This is a genomic window from Streptomyces sp. VTCC 41912 (assembly GCF_045799175.1).
Taxonomy (GTDB): domain Bacteria; phylum Actinomycetota; class Actinomycetes; order Streptomycetales; family Streptomycetaceae; genus Streptomyces; species Streptomyces albulus_C.
On record NZ_JBJMAB010000029.1, the window covers coordinates 1 to 24,585 of the forward strand.

Annotated in this window: 23 protein-coding genes; 12 read left to right on the forward strand and 11 right to left on the reverse strand. The window is 72.0% G+C overall.

Annotated elements, in window-relative coordinates:
* The coding region (locus ACJ6WD_RS29980) for an oxidoreductase C-terminal domain-containing protein (RefSeq protein ID WP_407616962.1) at nucleotides 1-166 on the forward strand (166 nt) is incomplete at its 5' end.
* A gap of 93 nt (nucleotides 167-259) precedes the next feature.
* On the opposite strand, the gene ACJ6WD_RS29985 is transcribed toward ACJ6WD_RS29980, so the two are convergent.
* The gene (locus ACJ6WD_RS29985) at nucleotides 260-808 is read right to left on the reverse strand and encodes a YciI family protein (protein ID WP_376443628.1); all 549 of its coding nucleotides are present in this window, start codon (nucleotides 806-808) and stop codon (nucleotides 260-262) included.
* Nucleotides 809-1,001: 193 nt separating this feature from the next.
* Between ACJ6WD_RS29985 and ACJ6WD_RS29990 the strand changes: the two genes are divergently transcribed.
* Together ACJ6WD_RS29990 and ACJ6WD_RS29995 are read left to right on the forward strand one after the other, a co-directional pair.
* Nucleotides 1,002-1,484: a hypothetical protein gene (locus ACJ6WD_RS29990; RefSeq protein WP_376443625.1), complete on the forward strand. Its 483-nt coding sequence runs from the start codon at nucleotides 1,002-1,004 to the stop codon at nucleotides 1,482-1,484.
* A gap of 30 nt (nucleotides 1,485-1,514) precedes the next feature.
* The gene (locus ACJ6WD_RS29995; protein WP_407616916.1) at nucleotides 1,515-4,412 is read left to right on the forward strand and encodes a M48 family metalloprotease; all 2,898 of its coding nucleotides are present in this window, start codon (nucleotides 1,515-1,517) and stop codon (nucleotides 4,410-4,412) included.
* Nucleotides 4,413-4,455: 43 nt separating this feature from the next.
* Here the strand turns inward: ACJ6WD_RS29995 and ACJ6WD_RS30000 are convergent, their stop codons facing one another.
* Nucleotides 4,456-5,712: an MFS transporter gene (locus ACJ6WD_RS30000; RefSeq protein ID WP_233659141.1), complete on the reverse strand. Its 1,257-nt coding sequence runs from the start codon at nucleotides 5,710-5,712 to the stop codon at nucleotides 4,456-4,458.
* 134 nt (nucleotides 5,713-5,846) lie between these two features.
* On the opposite strand from ACJ6WD_RS30000, the gene ACJ6WD_RS30005 reads away from it, so the two are divergent.
* A complete protein-coding gene (locus ACJ6WD_RS30005; protein WP_233659142.1) occupies nucleotides 5,847-6,800 on the forward strand; it encodes a LysR family transcriptional regulator in 954 nt (317 codons plus the stop codon).
* Between the two features lie 67 nt (nucleotides 6,801-6,867).
* On the opposite strand, the gene ACJ6WD_RS30010 is transcribed toward ACJ6WD_RS30005, so the two are convergent.
* The 5 genes from ACJ6WD_RS30010 to ACJ6WD_RS30030 form a co-directional block, all read right to left on the reverse strand.
* Nucleotides 6,868-7,419, reverse strand: coding sequence for a hypothetical protein (locus ACJ6WD_RS30010; protein WP_407616963.1), 552 nt, complete (start codon nucleotides 7,417-7,419; stop codon nucleotides 6,868-6,870).
* Nucleotides 7,420-7,555: 136 nt separating this feature from the next.
* Entirely contained in the window at nucleotides 7,556-8,275 is a 720-nt protein-coding gene (locus tag ACJ6WD_RS30015) for a tRNA-dependent cyclodipeptide synthase (RefSeq protein ID WP_407616917.1), read from the reverse strand.
* A 36-nt stretch (nucleotides 8,276-8,311) separates the two neighbouring features.
* Entirely contained in the window at nucleotides 8,312-8,629 is a 318-nt protein-coding gene (locus ACJ6WD_RS30020) for a DUF6092 family protein (protein ID WP_037634412.1), read from the reverse strand.
* The gene (locus ACJ6WD_RS30025) at nucleotides 8,589-9,140 is read right to left on the reverse strand and encodes a nitroreductase family protein (protein WP_331248103.1); all 552 of its coding nucleotides are present in this window, start codon (nucleotides 9,138-9,140) and stop codon (nucleotides 8,589-8,591) included. Before ACJ6WD_RS30025 ends, ACJ6WD_RS30020 begins: the two co-directional genes overlap by 41 nt.
* A gap of 745 nt (nucleotides 9,141-9,885) precedes the next feature.
* The gene (locus ACJ6WD_RS30030; RefSeq protein ID WP_407616918.1) at nucleotides 9,886-10,620 is read right to left on the reverse strand and encodes a S1 family peptidase; all 735 of its coding nucleotides are present in this window, start codon (nucleotides 10,618-10,620) and stop codon (nucleotides 9,886-9,888) included.
* Between the two features lie 384 nt (nucleotides 10,621-11,004).
* On the opposite strand from ACJ6WD_RS30030, the gene ACJ6WD_RS30035 reads away from it, so the two are divergent.
* Together ACJ6WD_RS30035 and ACJ6WD_RS30040 are read left to right on the forward strand one after the other, a co-directional pair.
* Complete coding sequence (locus ACJ6WD_RS30035; protein ID WP_376443609.1) at nucleotides 11,005-11,922, forward strand: endo-beta-N-acetylglucosaminidase H; 918 nt, start codon at nucleotides 11,005-11,007, stop codon at nucleotides 11,920-11,922.
* Nucleotides 11,923-12,659: 737 nt separating this feature from the next.
* Nucleotides 12,660-13,532 (forward strand): hypothetical protein, encoded by an 873-nt coding sequence (locus ACJ6WD_RS30040; RefSeq protein WP_407616919.1) that lies wholly within the window; start codon nucleotides 12,660-12,662, stop codon nucleotides 13,530-13,532.
* 507 nt (nucleotides 13,533-14,039) lie between these two features.
* On the opposite strand, the gene ACJ6WD_RS30045 is transcribed toward ACJ6WD_RS30040, so the two are convergent.
* The gene (locus ACJ6WD_RS30045; RefSeq protein WP_407616920.1) at nucleotides 14,040-15,128 is read right to left on the reverse strand and encodes a YeiH family protein; all 1,089 of its coding nucleotides are present in this window, start codon (nucleotides 15,126-15,128) and stop codon (nucleotides 14,040-14,042) included.
* 95 nt (nucleotides 15,129-15,223) lie between these two features.
* Between ACJ6WD_RS30045 and ACJ6WD_RS30050 the strand changes: the two genes are divergently transcribed.
* Entirely contained in the window at nucleotides 15,224-16,171 is a 948-nt protein-coding gene (locus ACJ6WD_RS30050; protein WP_233659150.1) for a LysR substrate-binding domain-containing protein, read from the forward strand.
* A gap of 57 nt (nucleotides 16,172-16,228) precedes the next feature.
* On the opposite strand, the gene ACJ6WD_RS30055 is transcribed toward ACJ6WD_RS30050, so the two are convergent.
* On the reverse strand, nucleotides 16,229-16,603 hold the full coding sequence (locus ACJ6WD_RS30055; protein WP_331248111.1) for a VOC family protein: 375 nt from the start codon (nucleotides 16,601-16,603) through the stop codon (nucleotides 16,229-16,231).
* Nucleotides 16,604-16,875: 272 nt separating this feature from the next.
* Here ACJ6WD_RS30055 and mdlC point away from each other — a divergent pair, with 272 nt between their 5' ends.
* The gene (mdlC, locus tag ACJ6WD_RS30060) at nucleotides 16,876-18,486 is read left to right on the forward strand and encodes a benzoylformate decarboxylase (protein ID WP_407616921.1); all 1,611 of its coding nucleotides are present in this window, start codon (nucleotides 16,876-16,878) and stop codon (nucleotides 18,484-18,486) included.
* A gap of 47 nt (nucleotides 18,487-18,533) precedes the next feature.
* Here the strand turns inward: mdlC and ACJ6WD_RS30065 are convergent, their stop codons facing one another.
* Nucleotides 18,534-19,283 carry a class I SAM-dependent methyltransferase gene (locus tag ACJ6WD_RS30065; RefSeq protein WP_407616922.1) on the reverse strand — a complete coding sequence of 250 codons (750 nt, stop codon included), beginning with the start codon at nucleotides 19,281-19,283 and terminating at the stop codon, nucleotides 18,534-18,536.
* Between the two features lie 83 nt (nucleotides 19,284-19,366).
* On the opposite strand from ACJ6WD_RS30065, the gene ACJ6WD_RS30070 reads away from it, so the two are divergent.
* The 3 genes from ACJ6WD_RS30070 to ACJ6WD_RS30080 all read left to right on the forward strand — a co-directional run bounded on the left by ACJ6WD_RS30070 (nucleotide 19,367) and on the right by ACJ6WD_RS30080 (nucleotide 21,390).
* Nucleotides 19,367-19,957 (forward strand): TetR/AcrR family transcriptional regulator, encoded by a 591-nt coding sequence (locus ACJ6WD_RS30070; protein WP_016575766.1) that lies wholly within the window; start codon nucleotides 19,367-19,369, stop codon nucleotides 19,955-19,957.
* Between the two features lie 224 nt (nucleotides 19,958-20,181).
* The gene (locus ACJ6WD_RS30075) at nucleotides 20,182-20,757 is read left to right on the forward strand and encodes a TetR/AcrR family transcriptional regulator (protein ID WP_233659153.1); all 576 of its coding nucleotides are present in this window, start codon (nucleotides 20,182-20,184) and stop codon (nucleotides 20,755-20,757) included.
* A 255-nt stretch (nucleotides 20,758-21,012) separates the two neighbouring features.
* Nucleotides 21,013-21,390: a nuclear transport factor 2 family protein gene (locus tag ACJ6WD_RS30080; protein WP_331248095.1), complete on the forward strand. Its 378-nt coding sequence runs from the start codon at nucleotides 21,013-21,015 to the stop codon at nucleotides 21,388-21,390.
* Between the two features lie 268 nt (nucleotides 21,391-21,658).
* Here the strand turns inward: ACJ6WD_RS30080 and ACJ6WD_RS30085 are convergent, their stop codons facing one another.
* Complete coding sequence (locus ACJ6WD_RS30085) at nucleotides 21,659-22,588, reverse strand: FAD-dependent oxidoreductase (protein WP_407616923.1); 930 nt, start codon at nucleotides 22,586-22,588, stop codon at nucleotides 21,659-21,661.
* Between ACJ6WD_RS30085 and ACJ6WD_RS30090 the strand changes: the two genes are divergently transcribed.
* Entirely contained in the window at nucleotides 22,541-24,577 is a 2,037-nt protein-coding gene (locus ACJ6WD_RS30090) for an ATP-binding protein (RefSeq protein WP_407616924.1), read from the forward strand. The genes ACJ6WD_RS30085 and ACJ6WD_RS30090 overlap by 48 nt on opposite strands.
* The last annotated feature ends 8 nt before the right edge of the window (nucleotides 24,578-24,585 follow it).

The following is a 24,585-nucleotide window of genomic DNA, read 5'->3' on the forward strand; positions in this document are numbered from 1 at the left end:
GCGGGAGTTCATCGCCTTCTGGCTCCGCGAGGGACGCGTCCTCGCCGGCATGAACGTCAACGTCTGGGACGTCGCCGAGCAGATCCAACAGCTCATCCGCTCCGGCACTCCGTTGGGCCCCGAGAAGCTGGCCGATTCGCAGGTACCGCTGGAATCGTTGGCGTGAGGCGAGCCGAGGGGCTCGGGCGGCGGTGAGGGCGGCCCGGCGCCCGGATCGGGCGAAGCCGGTCGCGGTCGCCGACCCGGCCCGCCTCGCCCGTCACCGCCGTCCGCCGAACTCCCAGTCATGCACCTCGATGTCGGCGTACCGGTCGGGTGACAGCACGGCGCGGGCCGAGAGCGGGTCCGGTGCCCGGAGCAACGCCGCCGTGCCCAGCCAGGTGGAGCCGTCGTCGGAAAGCAGCGGCCCGTAGGCGATCAGCTCGTCCCGGTCGGACGGCGGCGCGAGGTCGGCGGCGTCGCCGGTGCCCAGGCCGAGCACCAGATAGCGGTTGCCGCCGAGCCGGCCGCCGGGGAAGTCCCACATGGTGCGCCCCAACGTGTTGCGCCATCGCCGCAGCAGCACGTCCCGGTAGACGCCGGCCTGATAGTTCGGCTCGTCGAAGGCGAACGCACGGGCGGCGGCGGGATCGGGCAGGTCGAGGACGTGCAGGCTGCCGGAGGGGGTGTCACCGTCGGCGGTGAACGTCGGGCCCCGGGCGATCATCTCCTCCGCGTACCGGTCCATGTACGCCCAATGCTCCGTCAGAAGCTCTTCGCGCAGGGGCAAGGAGCCGATGCGATCGCGGTGGTAGCAGAGGAATTCCATGCCCCATGGTCCCCCACGGGGCCGTGCCGTCCTCTTGAGGGGGCGGGCTGCCGCATCCCCACACCGGGCCGTGCGCCCCGCGCCGGTGCCTACGGGCCGTCACCGTGTTTCCCCAGGGGTACCCTTCGTCCCCGTTTGGTGCTGCAATGCAAGGAACGGGACGACTACGTACGGGGGTTGCACGGTGCGGTATGTGCGCGATCTGGTACGGGACGCGGTGGCGGAGCACGCGGCCCACGAGTTGCCGTTCGTCGACAGCCTGCGGACGTTGGACGACGACCGGGTCGTGCGCACCCTCGCGCGGCGCGGGCCCAGGAGGGAGCCGCTCGGCTTCGGCTACGCCGAAGTGTCCGCGGTGGTGGCCCCGGTGGTCTGGCTCGTCCTCGATCAGGCGGCCCGCCGCACGGTCGACCGCGCCACGGAGGGACTGTTGGCCCGCGGCCAGGCCGGCGTGCGCAGGCTCCTGCGCCGCTCCCCTGCCACGGCGAACCGCACCCTGACCGTACTGGACCCCGGCGAGTTGGCGCTGGTCAGAGCGCACATCGTGGAACGGGCCACCGAGCGGGGCCTCGACCGTCCGGACGCCGAGGCGCTGGCCGACGGCGTGGTGGCGCGGATCGCGACGGCGGCCGCGCTCGACGAGGGGCACCCCGAAACCCCCGGCACCCCGTCGTGAAGGCCGCCACGTCGTGAAGGGCAGGGTGCCGTGAAGGCGTTCGCCGGGCTCCGGAGCGCGACCGGGACGGGCCCCCGCTTCGCGCTGCTGATGGTCCTCGTCGTGGTGTCGAGCATCCCCACGCTCGACGAGCTGCTCCAGAGCGTCCCGGCGCTCCTCGGCCTGCGCGACGGCCGGGAGGCCCTGCACGGCCCGTCGGGTTGCCTGTACGCCGCCGGATTCGACCCCGGCAGCAGCGATCCGCAGAACCTCCTGACGGCCCTGACCCGGCCGGGCACCCTGTACCAGTGCATCGGCGACCACACGCTCGTCCCGTACCGGGGCGCCCTCGCCACGGTGGTGCTGCTCGCCCTCGCGGCCGGCCTGTACTGGTGGCTGCCGGCGGCCCGCGAGCGGTGGCGCCGGATGCTGCCGCTCGAAGCCGTCGACCTCGACGGCACGCTGCGGGCCGAGCTCGCCGCACTGTGCGCCCGCACCGGGATCCGCGCACGGCTGCGCTTCCGCGTCGACCCCGCGCGGACGACCTCCGGTGCCAGCGTCCACGGCCGCTCCGGCAACTACACCGTCTGCCTGCACTCCGGCCTGCTGCCCCGACTCCGCACCGACCCGGCGGGCTTCCGCGCCGTCGTCCTGCACGAACTCGCCCACGTGCACCACCGCGACGTGGACTACGCCTACGCCAGCACCGCCCTGTGGCGGGCCTACGTGCTGCTCGCCCTGATCCCGACCTTCGCGGAGACCGGCTGGGTCCTCGCCCTGGGACTGTCCGGAGTCAAGTCCCCCTGGTGGCCCGGCGGCGCAGCCATGCTGTTGGCCCCCGCGCTGGTCGGACTGGTGCTGGCCGCGCTGGTGCACCTGGCGCGGGCCGACCTGCTGCGGCGGCGCGAACTGTTCGCCGACCGCCGGGCGGTCGCCTGGGGCGCGGACGCCGCCAGCTGGCAGCGCCCCGATCCCACCGGGCCGGTGGCACCGTGGCTGCGCCGGCTGACCGCCCTGCTGGGGACCCATCCGCAGTGGGCGGAACGCCGACGCGCGCTCGTCGACGCCGGTCGCCTCGACCGCGTCAGTGCCCTGGCGATGTTCCTCACCGGCGTCTCGGCGGCGCTGCTGTACCAGTCCCTGATGACGCTTCCGGTCCTGTCCGAGGGCCCGGGCTCGATCTGGATCACGGTCGGCGCCGTGACACCGGTGCTCTGCCTCGCCCTCGGCCTCCCGCTCCTGCGCGGCTCACGCACGGCCGACGGGCCCGGGCCGTCCGCCACGGTGGCTGGACTCTGGCTCGGCCTCGGCCTGCTGCTGGGCCAGTTCGTCGCCAGTACCCAGTACCGGCTCGACTGGATGCTGCCGCAGCCCCAGTACCTGCTCGCGTTCCTGCTCATCGCGGCGGTGCCCGCGGTGTGGTGGTCCCAGTCCCTGCGCCTGGCACTCGCCCTGCCCGGGCGGGGACACCGCTGGGCGGCCGCGGCCTGCTGCGCGGCGGTGACCGCGGCGGTGCTGTGGGCCGGGCTGGGGTGGTGGCGGGTGGCGGGCGACAGCCTCTCCCTGGGCATCGGCGACCAGGGTGCGGAACTGGCCGCGTACTACGCCCGGACGGTCCCGGGCGACTGGCACGGCTACGGTCCGGACCTCTCGGCGTTCTCCACCGGCCTCATGGTCCTCACCCCGCTGGGCGGTGACCTCCTCGCCGGGGTCGCCACGCTGTCACTGTGGCTGTTACCGCTGGCGCTGGTCCTGCTCCCGGGTGTGCGGCGCACGGTCGGGGGTCCGGCGGGCACGTCCCTGCGGCTGCGGCGGACGCTCGGTGCCGGTCTCGCCGGGGCCCTGGTGTGCGGGATGGGCCTGGTCCTGGCCCAGGTCGCGATGAACCAGTCGCGGCCGGCGACGCCGCAGGAGCCGGCCGGCCCCTTCGTCCTCGTCCACATGTGGTGGGTGACCGTGACGGTCCTGGCGGCCTGTCTGCTGACGGCCGCGGTGGTGGCCGCCGGCGCACGTCGGCACTGGCTGCTGCGGGCGCTGATCGCCGCGCAGGTCGTCCAACTGCTCGCCTACGCCGAGGTGTTCGTCCTCTTCTCCGTCGACGGCTGCCTGGGGCCGTTGAACACCGCCTTCGACGTGTGCCGGTGGCGCCCCCGCAACGGCCTGATCATCGACGGCACCGTCACCTCCTTGACGCTCGTCAACGCCGTCCTCGGCTCGGCCTGCGCGGCGTTGGTGGGGGCGGGACTGGCGTGGGCGGTGCGCCGGTTGCGCGGCCGCCCCCCGGCGCACGAGGCCGCCGTGCCGGTGCCGAGTCCGGCGGACCGCCCGCCCGCGACGCTCCTGAAAGCGGGAACGCTCCTCGCGCTCGGCCTGCCGGCGGTGGTGCTGGCCGCCGTGACCTTCACCCAGGCGGCCGCCTCCGACGACTCCCGCCAGTGGCAGGAGGCGGCCGACGCGGTCCGCAAACAACGCGGGCCCGCCCCGCCGGCGCGGACCCCGCAGACCCGCGCCTGGCAGGCGGCGTCCTGGTTGAACGCCGGCGGCACCCTTCGTGCCCAGCGGATCAACGCCGCCTCGATCGCCCTGGACTCCGAACTCCTCAAGGCCGCCGCCGGCAAGCGCAACGCCGACGGGACGGTCGCGCTGGACGAGCCGGCGTTCCACCGCCGCTGCGGCACCCTCGGCCAGCGCGTCGAGGAGGCGCGCGCCTACTTCCCCGTTCCGGACCGGGACCTGCAGAGGAACTGGTCCGCCGCACTGGACCAACTCCACCGAGGGGTGACGGACTGTCAGGACGCGACCGTCCCGCCCAAGGGCGCACCGCACCGGACCGATGCGGAACGCGAGCACCTCTTCACCACGTCCCTCAACGAGATCGTCAACGCGATGCGCACCTTCGGCACCGCGGTCCTCGACATCAAGCAGGCCGCCACCTCGCCGCCCAAGTAGCGCCCGGGGACGCGTCGCCGGACATGGGCGTCCGCTTGGCCCGTCAGGCGCCGTCCGGCGCCGGCGCCGGTCCCGACTCCGGCGCGGCGTGGGGCGGTGCGGCACGGCGGGGGAGCAGGAGCGGGGTCGCCAGCAGGAGCACGCCGGCCAGGCCGATGGCGGTGCGCGGGCCGAGGAGGCCGGCCAGTGCGCCCCATACGGCCGTCAGGAGCGCGGTCGCGGCCTTGGTCGTCACCGACCAGGCGGACAGCGTGCGGGCGATCCGGTCGTTCGCGGTGCGTTCCAGGCGGTAGGTGGCGTAGACGGGGCCGAAGACCCCGCAGCAGAAGATGAGCCCGAGTTCGACGCCCATGACCAGGAATAGGCCCCCGGTGCCGGGTCCGATGAAGGCCAGCCCGACGGGCCAGAGCGCCCGCAGCGTCCCGACCGCGACCAGTACCTGGTGCTGGCCGAAGCGAGCGGCGAGCGGCCGGGCCAGCCGTGACCCGAGCAGCCCGCCGAGGGAGGGCACGGCGAAGGCGAGCCCGTACTGCCACGGCGAGAACCCGAGCGGCCCGAGCATCAGCACGGCGAGCAGCGGATCCGCGGCCATCAGCAGGCCGTTGAACAGCGCGGTGTTGAAGAACAGCGGGCGCAACGTCCGGTCGGCGAGGATGTACCGCCAGCCGTCGAGCAGGTCACCGGCCCGCAGCCGCGCGGCCGGCCGACGCTCGGGCCGCGGCTCGTCACCGCCCGTCGCGCGGATGCCCAGGGCCGAGAGCAGGTAGCTGACCGCGTCGGCGACCACCGTCGCCACGGGACCGAGGAGCCCGATCGCCGCGCCGCCCAGCGGCGGTCCGACGACCGTGGTCGTCCACGTCGTGGACTCGAACCGGGCGTTGGCGACGAGCAGGTCCTCGGCCGGCACCAGCGTCTTCAGGTACGCGCCGGAGGCGGCGCGGAAGGTGATGTCGGCCGCCGAGACGACGACCGCGACCAGCAGGAGCTGGACGAAGGAGAGCACGCCGCACGCGAAGGCGACGGGGATCGTCAGCAGCGCGGCGAACCGTACGAGGTCCGTGCCGATGAGCACCGGCCGCTTGCGCCGGAACTCCACCCACGGGCCGAGCGGCACCGCCACGGCCGCGCCCACCGCGGCCCCCACGGCGGACAACGCCGCGACCTGCGCCGGCCCGGCGTGCAGCACGTGGATGGCGATCAGCGGGAACGCGCCGAAGGCGAGCCAGGTGCCGAGCGCGCTGGCCCCGTACGCCCCCCACAGCCACCCGAACCGACGGCCCAGCCGATGCCCGTTCCCCATGTTCGACGCCCTCACCACTCACCCGTACAACCGATCCGCGATCGGAGGTATCAAAGCGAGCGTCATAGCCCGACGACAAACAACCCTGGGGCCACCTTGCTACAACCAGCGGTTGTTCCAGTAGGCTGGGGACCGTGGATCTCGAAGCAGTCCGGACCTTCGTCGCCGTCGCTGACGCCGGGCAATTCCAGGAGGCCGCCGTCGAGCTGGCCGTCACCCAGCAGGCCGTCTCCAAACGCATCGCCGCGCTGGAGCGCAACCTCGAAGTGCGACTGTTCACCCGCACCCCGCGCGGGGCGCAGCTCACCATCGACGGGCAGGCGTTCCTGCCCCACGCGCGGGAGCTGCTGCGCGTCGCCGACCGGGCCGTCGCCTCCGTGCGCGCCGGACGCCGTCCCCTGCGCGTCGACGTGATCAACTCGCGCGGTGCGGCCTCGGGCCTGATGCGCGACTTCCACCGCGCCCATCCCGAGATCGACCTCGACGTGATGTTGCTGTTCGAGATCGACACGGCCGTCGCCGCTCTTCGGTCCGGCGCGATCGACGCGTCGTTCCGCGCCGTCGGCGTGCCCGGTCGCCCCCTTCCCCCGGACATCGAGTCCGTCCGGGTGGTCGACGAGCCGCTCCAACTCCTCACCGGTCCCGCCCACGCGCTGGCGGGCGCCCGTTCGGTGACCATGGCGCAGCTCGTCGGGCACCGGATCTGGATGCCCGGCATCGTCCCCGGGACGGAGTGGGCCGCCTACTACGACGACCTCGTCGCCGAGTTCGGCCTCACCATCGAGGCGACCGGCCCCAACTTCGGTTCGGACGCGCTCCTCGACACCGTCGCCGACACCCCGGCCCTGGCCACCTTCATGGGCGCGCACACCCGCCTGGTCTGGCCCGCCGACCACGGCCTGCGCCGCATCCCGGTGACCGACCCGACCCCGGTCTACCCGCATGCGCTGTTGTGGCACCGAGACAACCCGCACCCCGCGCTGGCCGCGCTCCGCGCCCACCTCGCCGGCACGGCGGCCGACCACGACGCGACCGGCACCTGGACACCGGACTGGACACCGGACTGGACGACCGCGACCGCACGCTGAACGCCGCTGCGGGGAAGGGCGACGACCGCGAACCGGTGGGTCGGCGGTCCACCGCCCGCCCGCCGCGTCACCCGAGGCCGGTCGCCCACGCCGTCAGCGTCTCGAAGTCGTCGACGGTGAGTCCGTGCCGCGGGTCGACCCGGTGCAGGAGGGCGGGGCCGTCGTGGTGCTCCGCCACCCAGGCACGATCCGCCCGTGTGATGTCGTCGTCCACCCAGGCGAACGCCCGGCCCCTCGCCCACGCCACGATCGCGGGCGTCTTCCAGAACACCCCGCCCTCGGGCTCGGGCCGCGGCGAGGGCCAGGCGATGAACGGCAGTTCCGGCAACCCCAGGACGGGCGCGACGTAGGCGTTGGCCTCGTCCTCCCACGTCGTCGCCCAGACCAGGTCGAAGGGGAGCGAGCGCAACGCCGGGCCGTGCTCCGGGTTGAGCCACACCCGCAGCGGTTTCACGCGCGCGTCCGGCGTGCCCCACTCCGCCAGCCGACGCCGCTGGGCGGCCTCCCAGCGCGGCGTCAGCAGACGGTGCGTCCGATAGCCCGCGGGCCGCCGCTGCGGTTTCGCGGCATACGGATTCAACGGTCCGTCCACGTCCACCAACAGCAGCGGGCGCACCAACTCACTCCCCCTTCGGGTCTGTTCCACGGCGGAAGCATGCCTCCTGTCCTCCCCGTGACGCGTCCGAATTCCGGCGGCGGCACCGGCAAGGACGGGGAGGCGAGGGGCGTGAGGTGTCCGGCTGGGGAATGCCTGGCTAGGCCGCGTCGGCCAGTTCCTGCGGCCTGACGACGACGTACGCCTGACCCTGAGCCGCCTGGAAACCGGTCTCGCGATGGGCCAGGAACGTCGATACCGGGGTGGGGATGTGGTAGCAGAGCACCGACGAGGGGACGGAGAACACTCCGGGCGAGTCCGCGAAGAGCGGGGCCTCGGCGAGCACGTAGTTCAGACCGGCCCGCAGGTGTTCCTCCGAGATGCCGACGCCGTCACCGGGCCGGTTCATCACCACGGCGCGCACCATCTCCTCGCAGACGGTGGCGAACTCGCCGTCCTCGCGAAAGGCCCGGTCGGTGGACTCGCGTGCGGCCCGGTACTCAGGGGTCTCCTGGAGCTCGGACAGGGACCGGACACGGAACCGCTCGCTGTGGTCGCCCACGCTTTCCAACGAGCGCCGCAGCCTGCGCCGCAGATCCTTGAGCGTGCGTTTGACCGACCTCTCGGCTTCCTGCGCGCTGCGGCCGTCCGCCATCAGCATGTCGTCGATGTGCGTGTCCACGTAGACGACATCCGTGCGCTCGAAATGCTGCCCGGCCCATTGCAGCAGCATGGTGAGGTTCTTCTGGCTGAAATAACTGTTGCCCGCACTGATTCCAATGAGAGCGTGCTCACCGCGTTGCCGGATCTTTCGGCCGCGATCGCCAAGTATTTCTTCCCGCATGCTGTGGTCCAGCGCGGGAACTAAGCCTGATAGCATGCTATGAAATCCTTTTGGGGTTGCCCCGGATAAATGTCAGGGTGTTTCGATTTCCGGTAAGGCGCCTGCCATTTGGCGACACAGATCGTCCAGAATCTCGCCCATGTCCCGGTCCTCGCCCATCGGCGCGAACATGACCTCGTCGAGGCGTTCGCGCACGGCGGTCAGTCGCGCCGTGCTGCCCCCGTGTTCGTCCAGGAGTTGCAGCACCCGGCGGGCCCCGTCGGTGCAGCGGTAGATTCCGTAGTCGGCCGGCTCGTCCAGGAGTCCGCGACCGCTGCTGAGCAGAAACGCGGCGAGGAGTGCGATGTCCTCACGCAGTTGGGGCGGCAGCACGGTTTCCCCAGGATTCATAGTTGACGACCTCATTCTTGGCGCGGCGGGGGGACGAGACGAGTGCCGTCGCGGGACGGCCGATCGGGACCACGAGCATGGGCTCGATGTGTTCCGGGATGCCGAGCATGCTCTTGACGATCTCGGACCGGAAGCTGCCCACCGGGCATCCGCCCAGGCCGAACGCGTGCGCCGCGAGCAGGAGGTTCTCCACCGCCATGGCGACGCAGAGCTTGCTGGTGTCGTAGATCGTCCGGGAGAGCTTCGGCGAAAGGTTGTCGGTGAGGCTGCGGTCGACGCAGGCCACGACGAAGAAGGCGGGCGTTCCCAGCACCCCGGGCGAGAACGCGCGCAGTTGGCGGACCCCGGCGGGCCTGCGCACCACCACGAAGGACCACGCCTGTCGATTGGAGGCGGTCGGAGCGGCGAGCATGGCCTCCAGCAGCCGCTCGATCAGCGCGTCGTCGACCGGCTCCTTCGAATAATTGCGGACCGCGGTACGGGTCTTGAGGACCGTCAACGCGTCCGCCAAGGATTCGGGCGGCGATTCAGATGAACTTTGAGTTAACATCAATCCCCTTCTTTTTGGGCGCACTTGTCACCGGCCGCTGTGCGGCAATTCTGGTGGCTGGCGTCTCGCCGGTGCTCGCTCATCCGGCCGGTTCCAGGGCGCGGTCGCCAGCAGCAGGAATGGAACGTCGATTGACCTGCGGCTGGATTCACGACCGGTCCACTCGACGGGCCGGTGGCCGGGTTCGATTCAGTTCGGCGAAACAATTTTCGGATCAGGTGTACCAGCTCAAGATCCGGCCAGACAAGGGGGATCGGGAGAAGCTTCGTCACATTGACGCGGATTTAAGCGTTCCGCAGTATCGAATTCCGCCACCGGTGGAACTGAACCGGAAACCTTCCCGCCGGTTTTCGAGGCGGCGAGAAACCAGGCCGTGCCTGCTTCGGAAGGGACGGGCCCGGTGCGGGCGGACCCTCGCGGCGCGACTCCATGCGTGCGGTTTCAGACAGTCGCAAACGCCACAGAAACCTCAGACGCCTCAGATGTGTCAGTTATCTCAGCCGCGTTCGGCGTGTCGCGGGCGGCTCCGGCGGGTCCGGCGGCTCCGTTGGCCGGGCCGACGCGGCACGGAGCGGGCGAGCGGCCGAGCCGCACGCGGGCGAGCGGCGGCGTCCCCGCCCGCCCGCGCTCCGCGTCAGGGCGTTTCGGCGACGCCGCGAGGCGCCGTGCCGGGCGCCGGGCCCCGGCCATGACGCATCGGACGTGCCTAGTGCTGGATGACCGAGCGGATCCAGGCACGTTGTTGGGAGACCTCGCCGGCCTCGGCGATCTCCTCCCGGTCGGAGCCGTCGAAGACGCCGAGGAGGGTCTCGGTGCCGCGCGGACCGATGCTCATGATCGGACCTCCGGAGTCGCCACCGGCGGGAATCCCGGCCACCTTCTCCATGCAGAAGTCCGAACCGCCCGGCGCGGTGTGGCCCTCGCAACGAGGGTCGTCGGCCCGTACGACCCGAAGGTCCGCTTGCTTGAGCACCGGGGACTGGCAGGTGTTCTCGTCCCCGGTGCAGGTGGCGCCCCACCCGTACTGGCGCACGACGTGACCCTGGTGGACCCCGGCCGTGGCCAACGGGGCCGTGCGGACCTTCATCGGCGGGACCTTGATGAGCATCATGTCGGCGTCCGCGCTCCCCACGCGTCGACCGGGCACCGGGCGGACGGTGACGCCCTTCCGCATGTCGAGGTTGCCGACCCGGAACGAGATCCGCTTGTCGGCGACCGGCTGGGCCTGCTCGAAGAAGCAGTGCGAAGCGCTGATGATCCACTGGGGTGCGACGGCCGTCCCGGTGCACGTCGGTTTCCCGTCGACGAGCATCCGCACCGCCCACGGCCCGTAGGTGCTCTTCGACCCGCCGATCACGGCGGAGGCCGGCGCCGACGACGTCACCGCCCCCGCCGCCAGCACCAAGGTGCTCACCAGCAGCACACGAACTCGACGCATCATCCGGAACAGCTCCTCGCTTGTGGGGGCACGCACTGGAGGAGATGCCCCACTGGGCGGAATAGTTCCGCATGATCTCCGTGAAGCGCCTCTGCGGCGCCGCAACGACCGCGCCACTCGACAACACGACCCACCCCGCCAGTGACCTCGACGATTCCGGGACGTGCCGAGAATCCACCGATGGGCCGTACCCGGCACGGGACTTGGACCGGGACTTGGGACGGGACTCGGACCGGGACCCGACCTGTGGAAACGGAGCTCCAGGACTACCCCGCCGGCCCGGCGAGCGCAGCGGCAGCCCTCAGGGCCCGTTGACCTGCGCATCGCCTAAGGCCCTTACGGCTGGGGCAAGTTCACGATGCCACCCCATCGACAGGAGATTGGTCCATGACTTTCGCTTCAGGTCGAGGCAGAGCGCGCACGGCTGCGTTCGCGCTTCTGCTCATAGCAGCACTCTCGGCCGGTGCCAAGGCGGCCGCCAGCCCTGCGGCTGCGGCACCGGTCAAGAAGGGTCCCACCTCGGTCGCCTATGTCGAGGTGAACAACAACAGCATGCTCAACGTCGGCAAGTACACGCTGGCCAAGGGCGGCGCCAACGTGTTCGACGTCGCGGTCATCTTCGCCGCCAACATCAACTACGACACCACCAAGAAGTCGGCCTACCTGTACTTCAACGAGAACGTGCAGCGCGTCCTCGACGATGCGGCCCACCAGATCCGACCGCTACAGGCCAAGGGCATCAAGGTCATGCTGTCGGTGCTCGGCAACCACGAAGGGGCCGGCTTCGCCAACTTCCCGTCCAAGGAAGCAGCCTCGGCGTTCGCCAAGCAGCTGTCCGACGCCGTCGGCAAGTACGGCCTGGACGGCATCGACTTCGACGACGAGTACGCCGAGTACGGGAAGAACGGCACCGGGCAACCCAACGACAGCTCCTTCGTCCACCTGGTCTCCGCGCTGCGCGACTACATGCCCAACAAGCTCATCTCCCTGTACAGCATCGGCCCGTCGGCGGAGAAGCTGTCCTACGGCGGCGTGGACATCACCTCGAAGTTCAACTACGCCTGGAATCCCTGGTACGGGCAGTGGCAGGTGCCGGGCATCGCGCTGCCCAAGTCGAGCCTGTCCCCGGCAGCCGTCCAGATCGGCGCCACGCCCGCGGGCACCGCGGCCGACTTCGCCCGGCGCACCGTGGGCGAAGGCTACGGCGTGTACCTGACGTACGACCTGGACGGTTCCGACCGGCACGACTACCTCTCCAGCTTCACGAAGGAGCTGTACGGCAGCGACGCCGTCTACACCCCTTGACGACATCCAGGCGGGCGCCGCCGACTCATGCGCCCCGTCCGCCAGTCCGCAGGTCGACGAAGACGCTCCGCCCCACTCCGAGCCCGGGGCGGGGTGTCTTCGTTGCGCCAGTCGCGCTGACCTGCCGGCCGATGGTCGACGCACCGAGCGCGCATGCCGTCACCGTGCTTTCCCGGCGGGCGTGGACGCAGGCGGGCGACACTTGCCAGGACGACGATTCCCCGTAGGTCGGCAAACACCAGGGGGACCGCCGGAGCCGCCGCAGAAGGCCATGGGATATGGCTATTACCTGACTAGGTGCCTGAGGGGGAGGGGCGCCCCTTCGGAGTGCGAGGGCGTCTGCCGGCCCGGGCGGGCGGACGCAGCCGGCGGAAACGGGTACGACCCCGGCGCGAACTCCTGAACTCGTACACGCCTGAACTCCCGAACTCCGCACGGTTGTCAGGGAGTTGTCCGGTGCCCTGGCCCGAGCGCGTCGCGGCCTTCGGGGCGACGCCGAGGGGGCGCGGGTCCGGCCCGCCGCTTGCCGGCGTCCACGGGGTCTCGTGCGGGGCTGCCGGATTTGGGTGGGGCCAAGCGCCGCAAGCCGCGTCCGCACACCGCGCGCCTCGCCCTTCCCGTCGAGGGAACCTTGTCTAATATCCCGAGCTGTCCAAATTGATCCGTAATGGGTCAGTTTGTATAGGTTTGGTGAACCGCTTCACGCGCTTTGCACCTCGAGAAGGGTTACGAGCTCCATGAAGACCTCCCGCATCTTCCCCGCCTCGCACGCCTCCCTGCGTGCCGTCTGCACCGCCGCTGTGCTCGCCGGGGCGATGGCCGTACCGACCACCGCGTTCGCGGTGGGCACCCCGGAGCAGCAGGACCGGCCCGCGTCCGCCGGCGCCGCGCGCACCGCACCCCATGCGACGGCCAAGGACAGGGTCCGGGCCGTCGGCCTCGGCGGCGGCATGGAGGCCGTGATCCACAACGGGGTCTGCGACCTCCAGGCGATCGGCAGCGGCAAGCCGTTCGCGACCCTGAGGAAGGGCCAGAGCTACAACAAGGGCATCTACGTCTACTTCGACGGCACGCACGTCCACTCCAGGGCGCAGGGCGTGAACAACCACGACAAGAACAAGCCGGGCCCGGCCCGTACGGTCACGCTGACCAACGGCGCGCGCGCCACCGTGCAGAAGGTCAACGGCAGTTACACGGCGAAGATCCAGCTCAAGAACAAGCAGATCGCCACCCTCAGCTCGACCCACCGGTCCGTCACGCACGAGGGCGTGCGCTACACGGTGAACCCGGCGAACGGGGCGGTGGCGATCCAGAGCCTGAAGAAGCGTCAGGGCGTGCACCCCGCGAAGCACCGGGTGATCCACGCGAGGACGCAGATGCGCCGCGTCCCGCAGCGCCGATTCCAGGCGCCGGTGGCGCCCCAGGCGCAGCCCATCGTGACGGAGCAGGCACAGCCCCCCGTCACGGAGCAGGCGCAGCCCCCCGTGACGGGCCAGGTCCAGGCACCGGCCTACGGCGACTGGGCGGCGCACCACTCGTACCGTCCGACGGGCCGGGCGGGCGCGGTGGCGATGTCGTTCGCGGCCGCGGGTTCCGGCGGGGGCCGCTGAGGTCGCAGGAGGCCGCTCGGGACGAGGCCGGCGCGCGCGTGCCGTGAGCCGCGTGCTCACGGTCTCCGGCCCCGTCACCTCCGCCCGGGCCTGCACGCGGGACCGCGCGACCGTCGGCCCGAACCGTCACGGCGGCTTCGGTGCGGAGTCCGCCCGTGCGTCCTGACCGGCGGCTGCTTCTCGGAGCAGCCGCCGCTCGCGGCTCCTGGCGCTTCCCTCAGGGAAGTTGACGGCCCCTCTTCCCTGACGCGCCACGACGACCTCGTACGTCAACGTCGCGCTGTGAGCGACATGGTGACGGTCCGACAGATGGGAGACGGCGAATCCGATCCGTCCGTCACCCGTGGTGTACGAGCGGGCAAGGGCCCGCTCCGCGGCCGCCCGCTCCGCCATGTGCATCGCCCTCCTTCCACCAGCTTCCGTGTGGGACGGCGTTGCTCCGCACTCGCGCCCGAGGCCGTGCGGTGCGGTGCGGTGCGTGCCGGCGTGCATCGGTGCGCGCGACCCTCACAAGTACCGGGTCAGGAACTGGACGGCCAAGCTGGTGACGGACACCACCAGCCACAGGCAGCCGCCGAGCAGCAGGGGGGCGGCACCAGCGCGGCGCAGTTTGGCGGGTTCGGTGGACAGGCCGATGGACGAGAGGGCGACGGTGATGAGGAAGACCGCGAGCGCGCTGAGCGGGCCGTGCGCGGCCTGCGGGACGAGTCCGGCGGTGTTCGCGGCCGCGAGGAGGAGGAAGCCGCCGAGGAACCACGGCACCAGTCGGCCGACGCGGACCCGGCCGGGGAGCCCTTCACCCGAACCTGCTGCGCCGGCGTCAGCCGTCCGCGCGCGGCGCCGGGCGAGGGCGGCGAGGCCCAGGCAGATCGGGATGATCAGCAGCGTGCGCGCGAGTTTGACCACCACCGCGTAGTCGGCCGCCGGGCCGCCGTAGGTGGTGGCGGCGGCGACCACCGACGACATGTCGTTGACCGCAGTACCGGCGAACAGGCCGAAGGCGTGCTGCCCCATTCCCAGTAGGTGCCCGAGGACGGGGAAGGTCAGCACCGCGGCGATGTTGAAGACGAAGATCGTGGAGACGGCGTAGGCCACCTCTGCCTCGGCCGCTCCGATGATCGGGGTGACCGCGGCGATCGCGGAGGCGCCGCAGATGCCGGTGCCCACCCCGATCAGGGTGCGCAGGTCGCGCACGACGCCCAGGCGGCGTCCGATGCCGTACGCCGCGGCCAGGCAGACCGCGAGGGTCACGAGCATCACCGGCAGCGAGCCGACACCGACCCGCAGCACCTGCCCCAGGGACAGTTGCGCGCCCAGTACCACCACCGCGGCCTGGAGCACGCCGCGTCCGGCGAAGGTGATGCCGGGCCGCATCCGGGCGCCGGGCCGCGCCACGACCGCCACCAGCACCCCGAGCACGATGCCGCTCACCGGCCCGCCGACGACGGGGACCAACCGGCCCAGTGAGGTCGCGACGAGGGCGATCGCGACGGCGAGCGCGAGCCCGGGCAGCCGGTCGACGAGGGCCGCGCCGGGCTTTCGGGCGGGGGCGAGGTCGGGTGGGCGGGTTGGCCGGGAGAGGCTGGCGTCCTTCATGATCACCACTCTGGGTGGCCGCGTGCTCGCCCTGTAGCCCCTGATCGTGCAGGAGGTCATAGCGTGCACGCATGACCCACTCATACGCTGGGGCTGTGACAGATCCCTCCGCGTCCGACCGCCACTCCGCTCACCTCCCCCTGCGCACGCCCGACCTGGAGTCGCTGCGGCTCCTCGTCCTCGTGGCCGATCTCGGGAGTCTCGGCCGTGCGGCGGAACGGCTGCGGATCTCCCAACCGTCCGCCAGCCGCCGGCTGTCGACGTTGGAACGGGGGCTGGGACTGGTGCTGCTCGACCGGACCCGACGCGGCTCCCGGCTGACGCTGGCCGGGCAGGTCGTCACGGGACACGCCCGGTCCGTCCTGGCCGAACTGGACGATCTGCTCACCGGGGCCGGCAAGCTGCGCGATCGGCGGGAGGCCGAACTCCGCGTCGCCGCGAGCCTCACCATCGCCGAGTACCTGCTGCCGACCTGGATCAGCGAACTGCGGAGCCGTCGACCGGAGCTGTACATCGGGCTGCAGGTGACCAACAGCGAGCACGTGCCCGAACTGGTCGAAGCGGGCGAGGCCGACATCGGGTTCATCGAGGGACCGCGGCTGTCCCGCGTGATGTCCACGCGGCAGGTGGCCGAGGACCGGCTCGTCGTCGTGGTCGACCCCGGTCACCCGTGGGCGCGTCGCCGCGAGCCGCTGTCGGCACGGGAACTGTCCCGCACGCCGCTGGTGCTGCGGGAGAGCGGTTCCGGCACACGGCAGACCCTGGACCGCGCCCTGCACCTGGCCGGCTGCGACCGTGCGCGGCCCTTGGTCGAGCTCGGCTCGACGGCCGCCGTGCGCGGCGCCGTGATCGCCGGCACCGGGCCGTCCGTCCTGAGCGAGCTGGCCGTCCGCGGGGACATCGTCGAGGGTCGGCTGACCGGCGTCGAAGTGGCGGGCGTCGACCTCACCCGCGACCTGCGCGCGGTCTGGCCGACCGGACGGCGCCTGGTGGGGCCGGCGGCGGAACTGGTCGCGGTGGCCCGGCGGGAGGTCACCGTCTAGCCGCCTGCCCATGCGGTGCCCGACGGACCGCGGCGCCCGTCGCGGTGAAAATCGGCGTCAGTGGAGGCAGAGGCAGAACGGATGGCCCGCCGGGTCCGCGTAGACCCTCCAGTTGGCCTCCGGACGGATCTGGTCCGTGCGCTCCAAGACGGTCGCGCCGAGGGCGAGCACCCGCTTCTCCTCCCCGTCGAGGTCGTCCACGTCGAAGTCCAAGTGGAGCTGTTGCGGGCGCTGTTGACCGGGCCAATCGGGTGGTCGGTAGCCGTCCACCCGTTGGCAGGCCAGCGGCGTCCCCTCGAACCCCTGCACCTCGACCCATCCGGGATCCTCCGGGTCCGCGACCACCCGGCCGCCGAGCAGTTCCGCGTAGAACTCCGCGAGCCGTACCGGATCGGCACAGTCCAGCGCGACCGCTTGCAGCTTCCGCATCACTTCCGACAGCCCTCGCTCTCCGGTCACTTCCACCACATCCCGTGCGACAGGGGCGTACCCGCCGCAGCGGCGGACATGCGCGACCCGAACCCCGATCGAACGGACCACGGTGCGTGACGAGGGCGTGCCGATCAAGCAGGATCGGGCGGGCGCGCCGATTCCGCCCCACGCGATGGGGAAAACGGCGCGCCGGCCTTCAACGAGCGGCGCCGGCCTCCCCGTCGGGGCCGCTGACCGGGAGCGCGGCTCCAGTACGGAAGTCGGTGGCAACGATGTCCGAGCAGCCCACCGTCCGCAGCGTCACCTACGACCTCCTGCGGACCCTGAACCTCACCACGGTCTTCGGCAATCCGGGCTCCACCGAACAGCCCTTCCTCCAGTACTTCCCCGCGGACTTCACCTACGTCCTGGCGCTGGAGGAGGCGTCCGTCATCGCGATGGCCGATACGTTCGCCCAGGTCACCCGCCGTCCCGCACTGGTCAACGTGCACTCCTCGGCCGGACTGGGAAACGCGGTGGGCAACCTGGTCGCGGCCTACCACGGCAACACGCCACTGATCGTCACGTCCGGGCAGCAGCACCGGGAGCTGGTGATCGGGGAGCCCTACCTCGGCAACCGCGAGGCCACCACGCTGCCGAAGCCGTGGGTGAAGTGGTCCTACGAACCGGCCCGTGCCGAAGACGTCCCGGACGCCTTCATGCGGGCCTATGCGCAGGCGCTGCAGCCACCGGCGGGACCGGTCTACCTGTCGATTCCCATGGACGACTGGAAGCGGCCCTCGTCGGGCTTCGACCGGGTGCGGACGGTGAGCCACCGCGTCGCACCCGACACCGAGCGCCTGCGCGGATTCGCCGAGCGCCTCTCCGCGAGCAACCGTCCGGCGTTGGTCTTCGGCCCGGAGGTCGACCGCAGCGGCGGCTGGGACGCGGCCGTGAACCTGGCGGAGAAGCTGAGGGCCGCCGTCTACGGTGCGCCGCTGCTGGACCGCGCCTCCTTCCCGGAGGACCACCCCCTCTTCGGCGGCCCGCTCGGCATGTCCGTGAAGGCCGTCAGCGACAGGCTGACGGGGCACGATCTGGTGGTCGTCATCGGTGCCGAGGTGTTCCGGTACTACCCCTACGTTCCCGGCGACTTCCTCCCCGCCGGCACACAACTCCTCCAGATCACCGGCGATCCGGAGGTCGCCGCCGCGGCGCGGGTCGGCGACAGCCTCCTGGGCGATCCCGCGACGGCGCTCGAACTGCTCCAGGACATGGTCGCGGACGGCTCCGCGCGCCCCGCCCCGCAGCCGATGGCGCGGCCCCACGCTCTCCCGCAGACGCCGAGCACCCCGCTCACCCCGCCGGAGGTCTATGCCGCCCTGAGCCGCGTGCGGCCGCCCGACGCGGTCCTCGTTGACGAATCGACGTCCACCATGGCGCAGCACGTCGAGTGGCTTCCCGCCGTCAGGACCGGGTCGTTCTTCGCGACGGCCAGCGGCGGCATCGGCTGGGGCACTCCGGCGGCGGTCGGGGTCGCGCTCGGCGACCGGGACCGCGGCGTCGAACGACCGGTGGTCGGCCTGATCGGCGACGGCTCCTTCCAGTACTCCGTGCAGGCCATCTGGACGGCGGCCCAGCATGACCTGCCGATCGTCTACGTCGTCATGCGCAACCACGAGTACGCCATCTTGAAGTCGTTCGCGGAGTTGGAGGAGACCCCGGGCGTGCCGGGGCTCGACCTGCCCGGGATCGACATCGCCTCCGTGGCCCGTGGCTTCGGGTGCCGCGCGGCCGACGTGGAGACCGCCGAGGACCTGGAGCGGGAGTTCACGACGGCGCTGAGCGCCGGCACCACCACGGTCATCGTGGTGCCCACGCGCCCCCAGAAGGCGCTGCTGTAGGCCGGGTGACCTGCATCGGAGGGCACCCGGCGCTCGACTCCGAACCGTCAGGTCAGCTCGGCGGTGATCCGCCAGAACGGCAGGAGGACCCTGTCGTTCTGGTCCAGGGTCACCAGGCCCTGGCCTTCCGGGGCGTCCGTGACGGCCGGCGACAAGCCGCGCCACTGCTGTAGGGACAAACTCGTGGTGTAGTGGCAGGGCTCCATGCGCCGGATCGTCCAGTCGTGGTCGAAGTCGGCGCGCAGGCTGTCCTCGTCCATGGCGGCCGGCATCTGGAGGAAGGCCGCCAACTCGCCGCTGAAACAGAGGGCGTGGAGCTTGGCACCAGGTGCGCACACCCGACGGAGACCCCTCAGGTACGCCCGCCGCTGATCGGCGGTGAGGCAGTGCAGCATGGCGCTGTCGACGACCGTGCGGAAGCCGCCGGGGACGCCGATGCCGTTCAGTTCCGTCGCGTCGGCGACCGTGAAGGTCACCGGGGCGGCGGCGGTGACCTTGGACCGGGCCTTCTCGATCGCGGCCGGCGCGGCGTCGAACGCGGTCACCTCGTGGCCGCGGCTCGCCAGGAACACGGCGTTGTCCCCGAGCCCGCAGCCGCACTCCAGGACCGGGCCGGTGATTTCGCCCGCCGCCTCCAGCTCGACGAGCAACGGCTGGGGACCGTCCAGCCGCCACGGGATGAGGTCCGTCTGGGAGTCGGCTCCGTAGGAGAGCCCGCGCCCTTGGTACACCGCCTCGAAGTCCAACGCCGGCTCTCCGCCGCCCTGCTGGTCACGCACCGCATGCTGATTGGCCACAACTCTCACCCCTAGTAGTAGACGAGGCTGTTCACTAAAACAAGTGTAGGCAGGAAGGAACGTCACCGTCTACTGTCGGATGCATGGCAGAGAGTGCGAACCCCGGCCGCCGCCGTGGCGCGGAGCTGGAACACGCGATCTACGTCGCGACGCTCGACGAGCTGGCCGCGAACGGATACGGCCGGCTCTCCATGGACGGCATCGCCGCCCGAGCCGGCACGGGCAAGGCCGCGCTCTACCGCCGCTGGCCCGGCAAGCAGCCCCTGGTCCTGGACGCCCTGCGCTACGCCCTGCCCCCGCTGCCCGAGCCGAACCCGGAGCGCTCGACCCGCGAGAACCTCGCCGGCGTCCTCACCGCCTTCAACGACGTGCTGGCGGGCCGAACCCTGATACCGGGCATCGGATTCATCGTCGACATGCTGCACGAGCCGGAGCTCCGAGCCCTGTTCGCGCAACAGATCATCGCGCCACGCCTGGAAAGCATCGACGCCCTCCTCCACGAGGGCGTCCACCGCGGCGAGTTCGACTCCGAGGCCGTGCAGCCCCTGGCCGCCCGCACCGGACCCGCTCTCATACTGCAGAGCTTCCTCCTCACCGGCGAACCGCCCGGCCCGCAGGAGATCGACCTCATCATCGACACCGTCCTCCATCGACCGGCACCGCCCGGGCGGTAGGGGCGCGACGAAGGCGGGGGACTGGCGCGCCCGGTTCCGACCGGATACTGACGGGCCAGTGCACCGTCCGCGACGCCGTCAGGTGGCCGGCTTCCTTCCAGCGGGATGTGCGCAGGTCAGCGCGTTGGCCTAGAGTGAAACCGGGGGTGACCCCATTTGGTGGGTGGCAAGTGAGGGCGCCCCAGCAGGCAAGGGGAGCGCGCGAGAGGGGACGACGATCGCTGATGGCTGACGCAGGAGCACCGCGACCGTTGCGGGCCGACGCACGGCGCAACCGGGAGAAGATCCTCACCGCCGCCGTGCGCGCGTTCGCGACGGAGGGGCTGGACGCGCACCTGGAACGCATCGCCAAGGAGGCGGGCGTCGGCAGCGCGACGCTGTACCGCAACTTCCCCACCCGCGAGGCACTGATCGAGGCGGTCTACCGCAACGAGGTGGCCCAACTGTGCGACGCAGCCCCCACCCTGCTCGCAACGAAACCGCCCCACGAAGCCCTGCGCGCCTGGACACTGCTCTTCCTGGACTACGTCACCGCCAAGTACGGCATGATCGACGCCCTGCGCGCTCTCGCCGCGACGGGCAGCAACCCCTACGGCCACAGCCGGGAAATGATCCAGGCGGCCCTCACCGCACTCATGGACGCATGCGCGGCCGCCGGGACGATCCGCACCGACATCAGCCCCACCGACCTCGGCGCCGCCCTCGAAGGCATCGCCCTCACCTCTGCGCGCCCCGACCAACGCCCGCAAGCGGAACGCCTGCTCGCCCTCACCCTGGACGGCCTCACGACCCGCCCGTGAAGACCCTCGCGACTGCCGTCGTACCGCGGCGCCGCGACCGGTGACGTGCGCGCCCGCGTTCCGTCGACGCCCCCAGCTGGTAGACCCGCCCCGCCCCGCTCCGCGAGAGCGCCGAAGCCAAGCCCCGGTCTCGACCATCGAGGAGTCGCCGACGCATGCCCAGACCCGCGGCATGCCGGGCGGCTGGTGCTGTGACCGGGATGGTTCACCGTGATCGGATGACGGCTCGCGGGAAGCGGCTGGTATTACTGGAGCATGCAGGAAGAGATTGCACGCTCCGCGATCGACACGTTCATCTCCGCGTTCAACACCTCGGACGACAACCATGTGACTGCCCTCCTCTCCCAGGCCCTGACCTCAGACGTGGTCTTCTGGGGGCCGTTGGGGCGCAGCGAAGGAATCGTGGCGGTCGAGCGGTTCGTGCTGGACATCCGGCGCCACCCGGCGGGGACCGGCACGATGGTGCGCTGTTCGGCGGTGGACATGCCTGACGAGTGGGCCCGATACCAGTGGGTCTTCACCACGCCGGACGGAGGTCCCCGCCTGGCGGGAACGGATGTCGTCCATCTGCGGCGGAGCCTGATCGACCAGGTCATCGTCTTTGCGGGGGAGATCGAACCGTCCGCCTCCTGAGTCATCCTTTCATGCGGTCACAGCCCTAGCCACGTACGGAACCGTCGCCACGAGCCTGTCCCTGCTGAGCGATCGGCGGCTCGGCGAGATCGTGTCCGCCGCCGACCCGCTGGGGGCCGGCGTCGGCGGCAGGCACGCGGAGCTGGACGTCGGCCGGCGCAGTGGAGCACCCGGTCGAAGGGGCCCCCGCGCCCTGCGCCACCGCGACCGCCGCCCGGCGGAGCCCCTGACGCTCAGCGGCGTCGCGGGCGGCGTGCGCGCGGCACGGTCACGCCACCAGGCGCAGCCAGGCCGCCGCGAGTGCGGCATGACCGGCCGGCGTCGGGTGCACGCCGTCCGCGGACCAGTGCTCGGGGTCGCTGGCCGCGGCGAGTTCGGCGAACAGGCCGTCCGCGGCGAGCAGATGCGCGCCGTACCTGCGGGCGAGTTCGCGCACGACCTGGATCTTCGGGTCCAGGTCGGCCCGCCACTCCTCGCGCACCGCGTCGTCGATCTGCGCGCCGGGGCCGGCCATGACGGTGCCGCGGACCGGCAGCAGGAACGGCTCGACGAGGATCAGCTCCGTGCCCGCCTCGGCCAGCGGGGCGAGCAGCCGGTCGTAACCCGCCGCGAACTCCTCCGCGGGGATCACGCGGCCGTCCGGGGCGAGCGTGTGCCAGCCCATGTCGTTGACCACGCCCTCGTCGTCCTGTGCGACGCCGGACACCGTGACGCCGCGCTTGATCTCCACGCCGAGCTTGGAGGCGCGCTCGGACAGCACCGTCTCGACCGCGGCGAGGCTGGTCATCGTGAAGTCCGGTGCCAGGCTGGGCAGTCGGAACGGCAGTGCGGCGAGGTCCACCTTGGTCGGGTCGAGCACGATGCCGGCGAAGTGGCCCACGCCGCCGCGGATCGGCGGCGGCCCGTCCACGTCGAGGTCCGGACCGGGTGCGTCATGGACGCCCGACGCGGCCAGCAGCGGGGGCAGCAACCCGCGGCGGTGGAACGCCTGGAGCGACGCGGCGAACAACCCCCGGACCCCGAGCGGCTCCGCCCGCCACGGGGACCCGGGCTCCGCCTCCCGCTCCAGCACCACGACGGAGCAGCCGGCGAGCCCCAACTCGCAGGCGAGGAACAGACCGACCGGGCCGGCGCCCACGATCACCACGTCGTGGACGCGCTGCGGTTCGAGCAGCTCGCCGGGGACGGCCGGCACCATCTGTGGGCCGGCGCACCCCGTTCCGCGGCGACCGCGCTCGGGGAGGCCGTGGCGCTGTGGGGCGACCGTCTCGGCGTCGAGCCCGCGCTCGTCGCCGACTTGGCGCCCGCCGTCGCGACCCGGCTGGCCCACGCCTCGATCGAGGCCGTCGTCGACCTCGCCGACGCCGAACTGGCGCTGGGGCACGCTGACGCGGCCACCGTCCGCCTCACCGCCCTCCTCACCGAGCACCCCGTCCACGAACGCGCCGCCGCGCTGCTCATGGACGCGCTCGCCGCCCAGGGCCGCCAGGCCGAGGCCCTCGCCCGGTACGAGCAGTTCCGCGCAACCCTGGCCGACGACCTCGGCACCGACCTGGGCACCGCCCTGCGCGAACGCCACCTGCGCCTGCTGCGCACCGACCGGCCCGCCCCCGACACCGCGCCGGCCAGACGGAGCAACCTGCCCGCGCCGCTGACCAGCTTCGTCGGCCGCGACGACGACCTGGCCCGGATCGGCACGCTGCTCACGGCCGGACGCCTGGTCACCGTGGTCGGTCCCGGCGGCGCGGGCAAGACGCGGCTCGCCGTCGAGGCCGCCCGCCACCATCGGACCGAGTACCGCGACGGCGCCTGGATGATCGACCTCGCCTCGGTCACCGAGCCCACCAAGGTCGGCGCGGCGCTGCTGGCCGCGATCGGGCTGCGCGGCTCGGCGCTCTTCGAAGCCTCGGCCAAGCTGCGCGGTGATGCCAGGGGCGAACTGGACTTACTGGCCGACCAGTTGGGCGGCCGGGAGTGCCTGCTCGTGGTGGACAACTGCGAGCACCTCATCGACGCCGTGGCGCACCTGGTCTCGGCGCTGCTGGCCCGCTGCGCCGGGCTGCGGGTATTGGCCACCAGCCGCGAGCCGTTGGCGATCGACGGCGAGAGCCTCGTCCTGCTCGGCCCGCTCGCCCTCCCCGCGCCGCACACGGACGTCGCACGGGCCTGCCGGTCGCCGTCGGTGCTGCTGTTCAGCGAGCGGGCGGCGGCCGTGCGGCCGGGGTTCGACGTCGACGAGCGCAACCTCGGCGACGTGCTGCGCGTCGTGCGCAGCCTGGACGGGCTGCCGCTCGCACTTGAGCTGGCCGCGGCCCGCCTGCGGACCCTCTCGCTGCCCGACCTGGCCGCCGGGCTGTCCGACCGGTTCCGCCTGCTGACCACCGGCAGCCGGACCGCCGCACCGCGGCACCGCACGCTGCGCGCGGTCATCGCCTGGAGCTGGGACCTGCTGGGCGCCGATGCACGGACGGTCGCGGAGCGGATCGCGGTGCTGCCCGGTGGCGTCACGCCGGCGTCGGCCACCGCGGTCTGTGCCGGCACCGCGGTGCCCGCCGCCGACGTCCGGGACCTGCTCGCGGACCTGGTCGACCGGTCGTTGCTGCACCTCGCGCCGGACACCGGCCGGTACCGGATGCTGGAGACGATCCGCGAGTACGGCCTGGAGCGCCTGGCCGAAGAGGACACTCCGACCGACGTACGGGACCTGGCCGCCCGGCACTTCGCCGAACTCGTCGCCCGCCAGGACCCGTTGCTGCGGGGCCCCGAACAGCTCGACGCGCTCCACGCGCTGCACGCCGAGTACGACAACGTGCTCGCCGCGCTCCGCCACCTCCACGACACCGGCGATGCCGACCGCGCGACCGGGCTCGCGGTGAACCTCATCTGGTGCTGGCGCATGCTCGGCCGGCATGCCGACGCCGCCTACTGGCTCGGCGCGGCGGTCGCGTTGCCGGTGGAGCAGCCGAGTGCCGAGCGCGACATCGCCGAGGGGATGCTGCTGCTCAACTTCCTCGCCACCCCGAGCACGCTCGTCGTCGACGTGTCCGAGGAACGGGGCGAGGAACTGCGTGCGCTCGTCGGCCGCCTGCGCAACCACCCGGAGCTGCCGGGCGTCGGCGGCGCCCTGCTCGCGACCCGGCCGGCCGCCCTGGACGCCGACGACGCACCGTCGACGTTCCTCCAGTGACTGGTCGA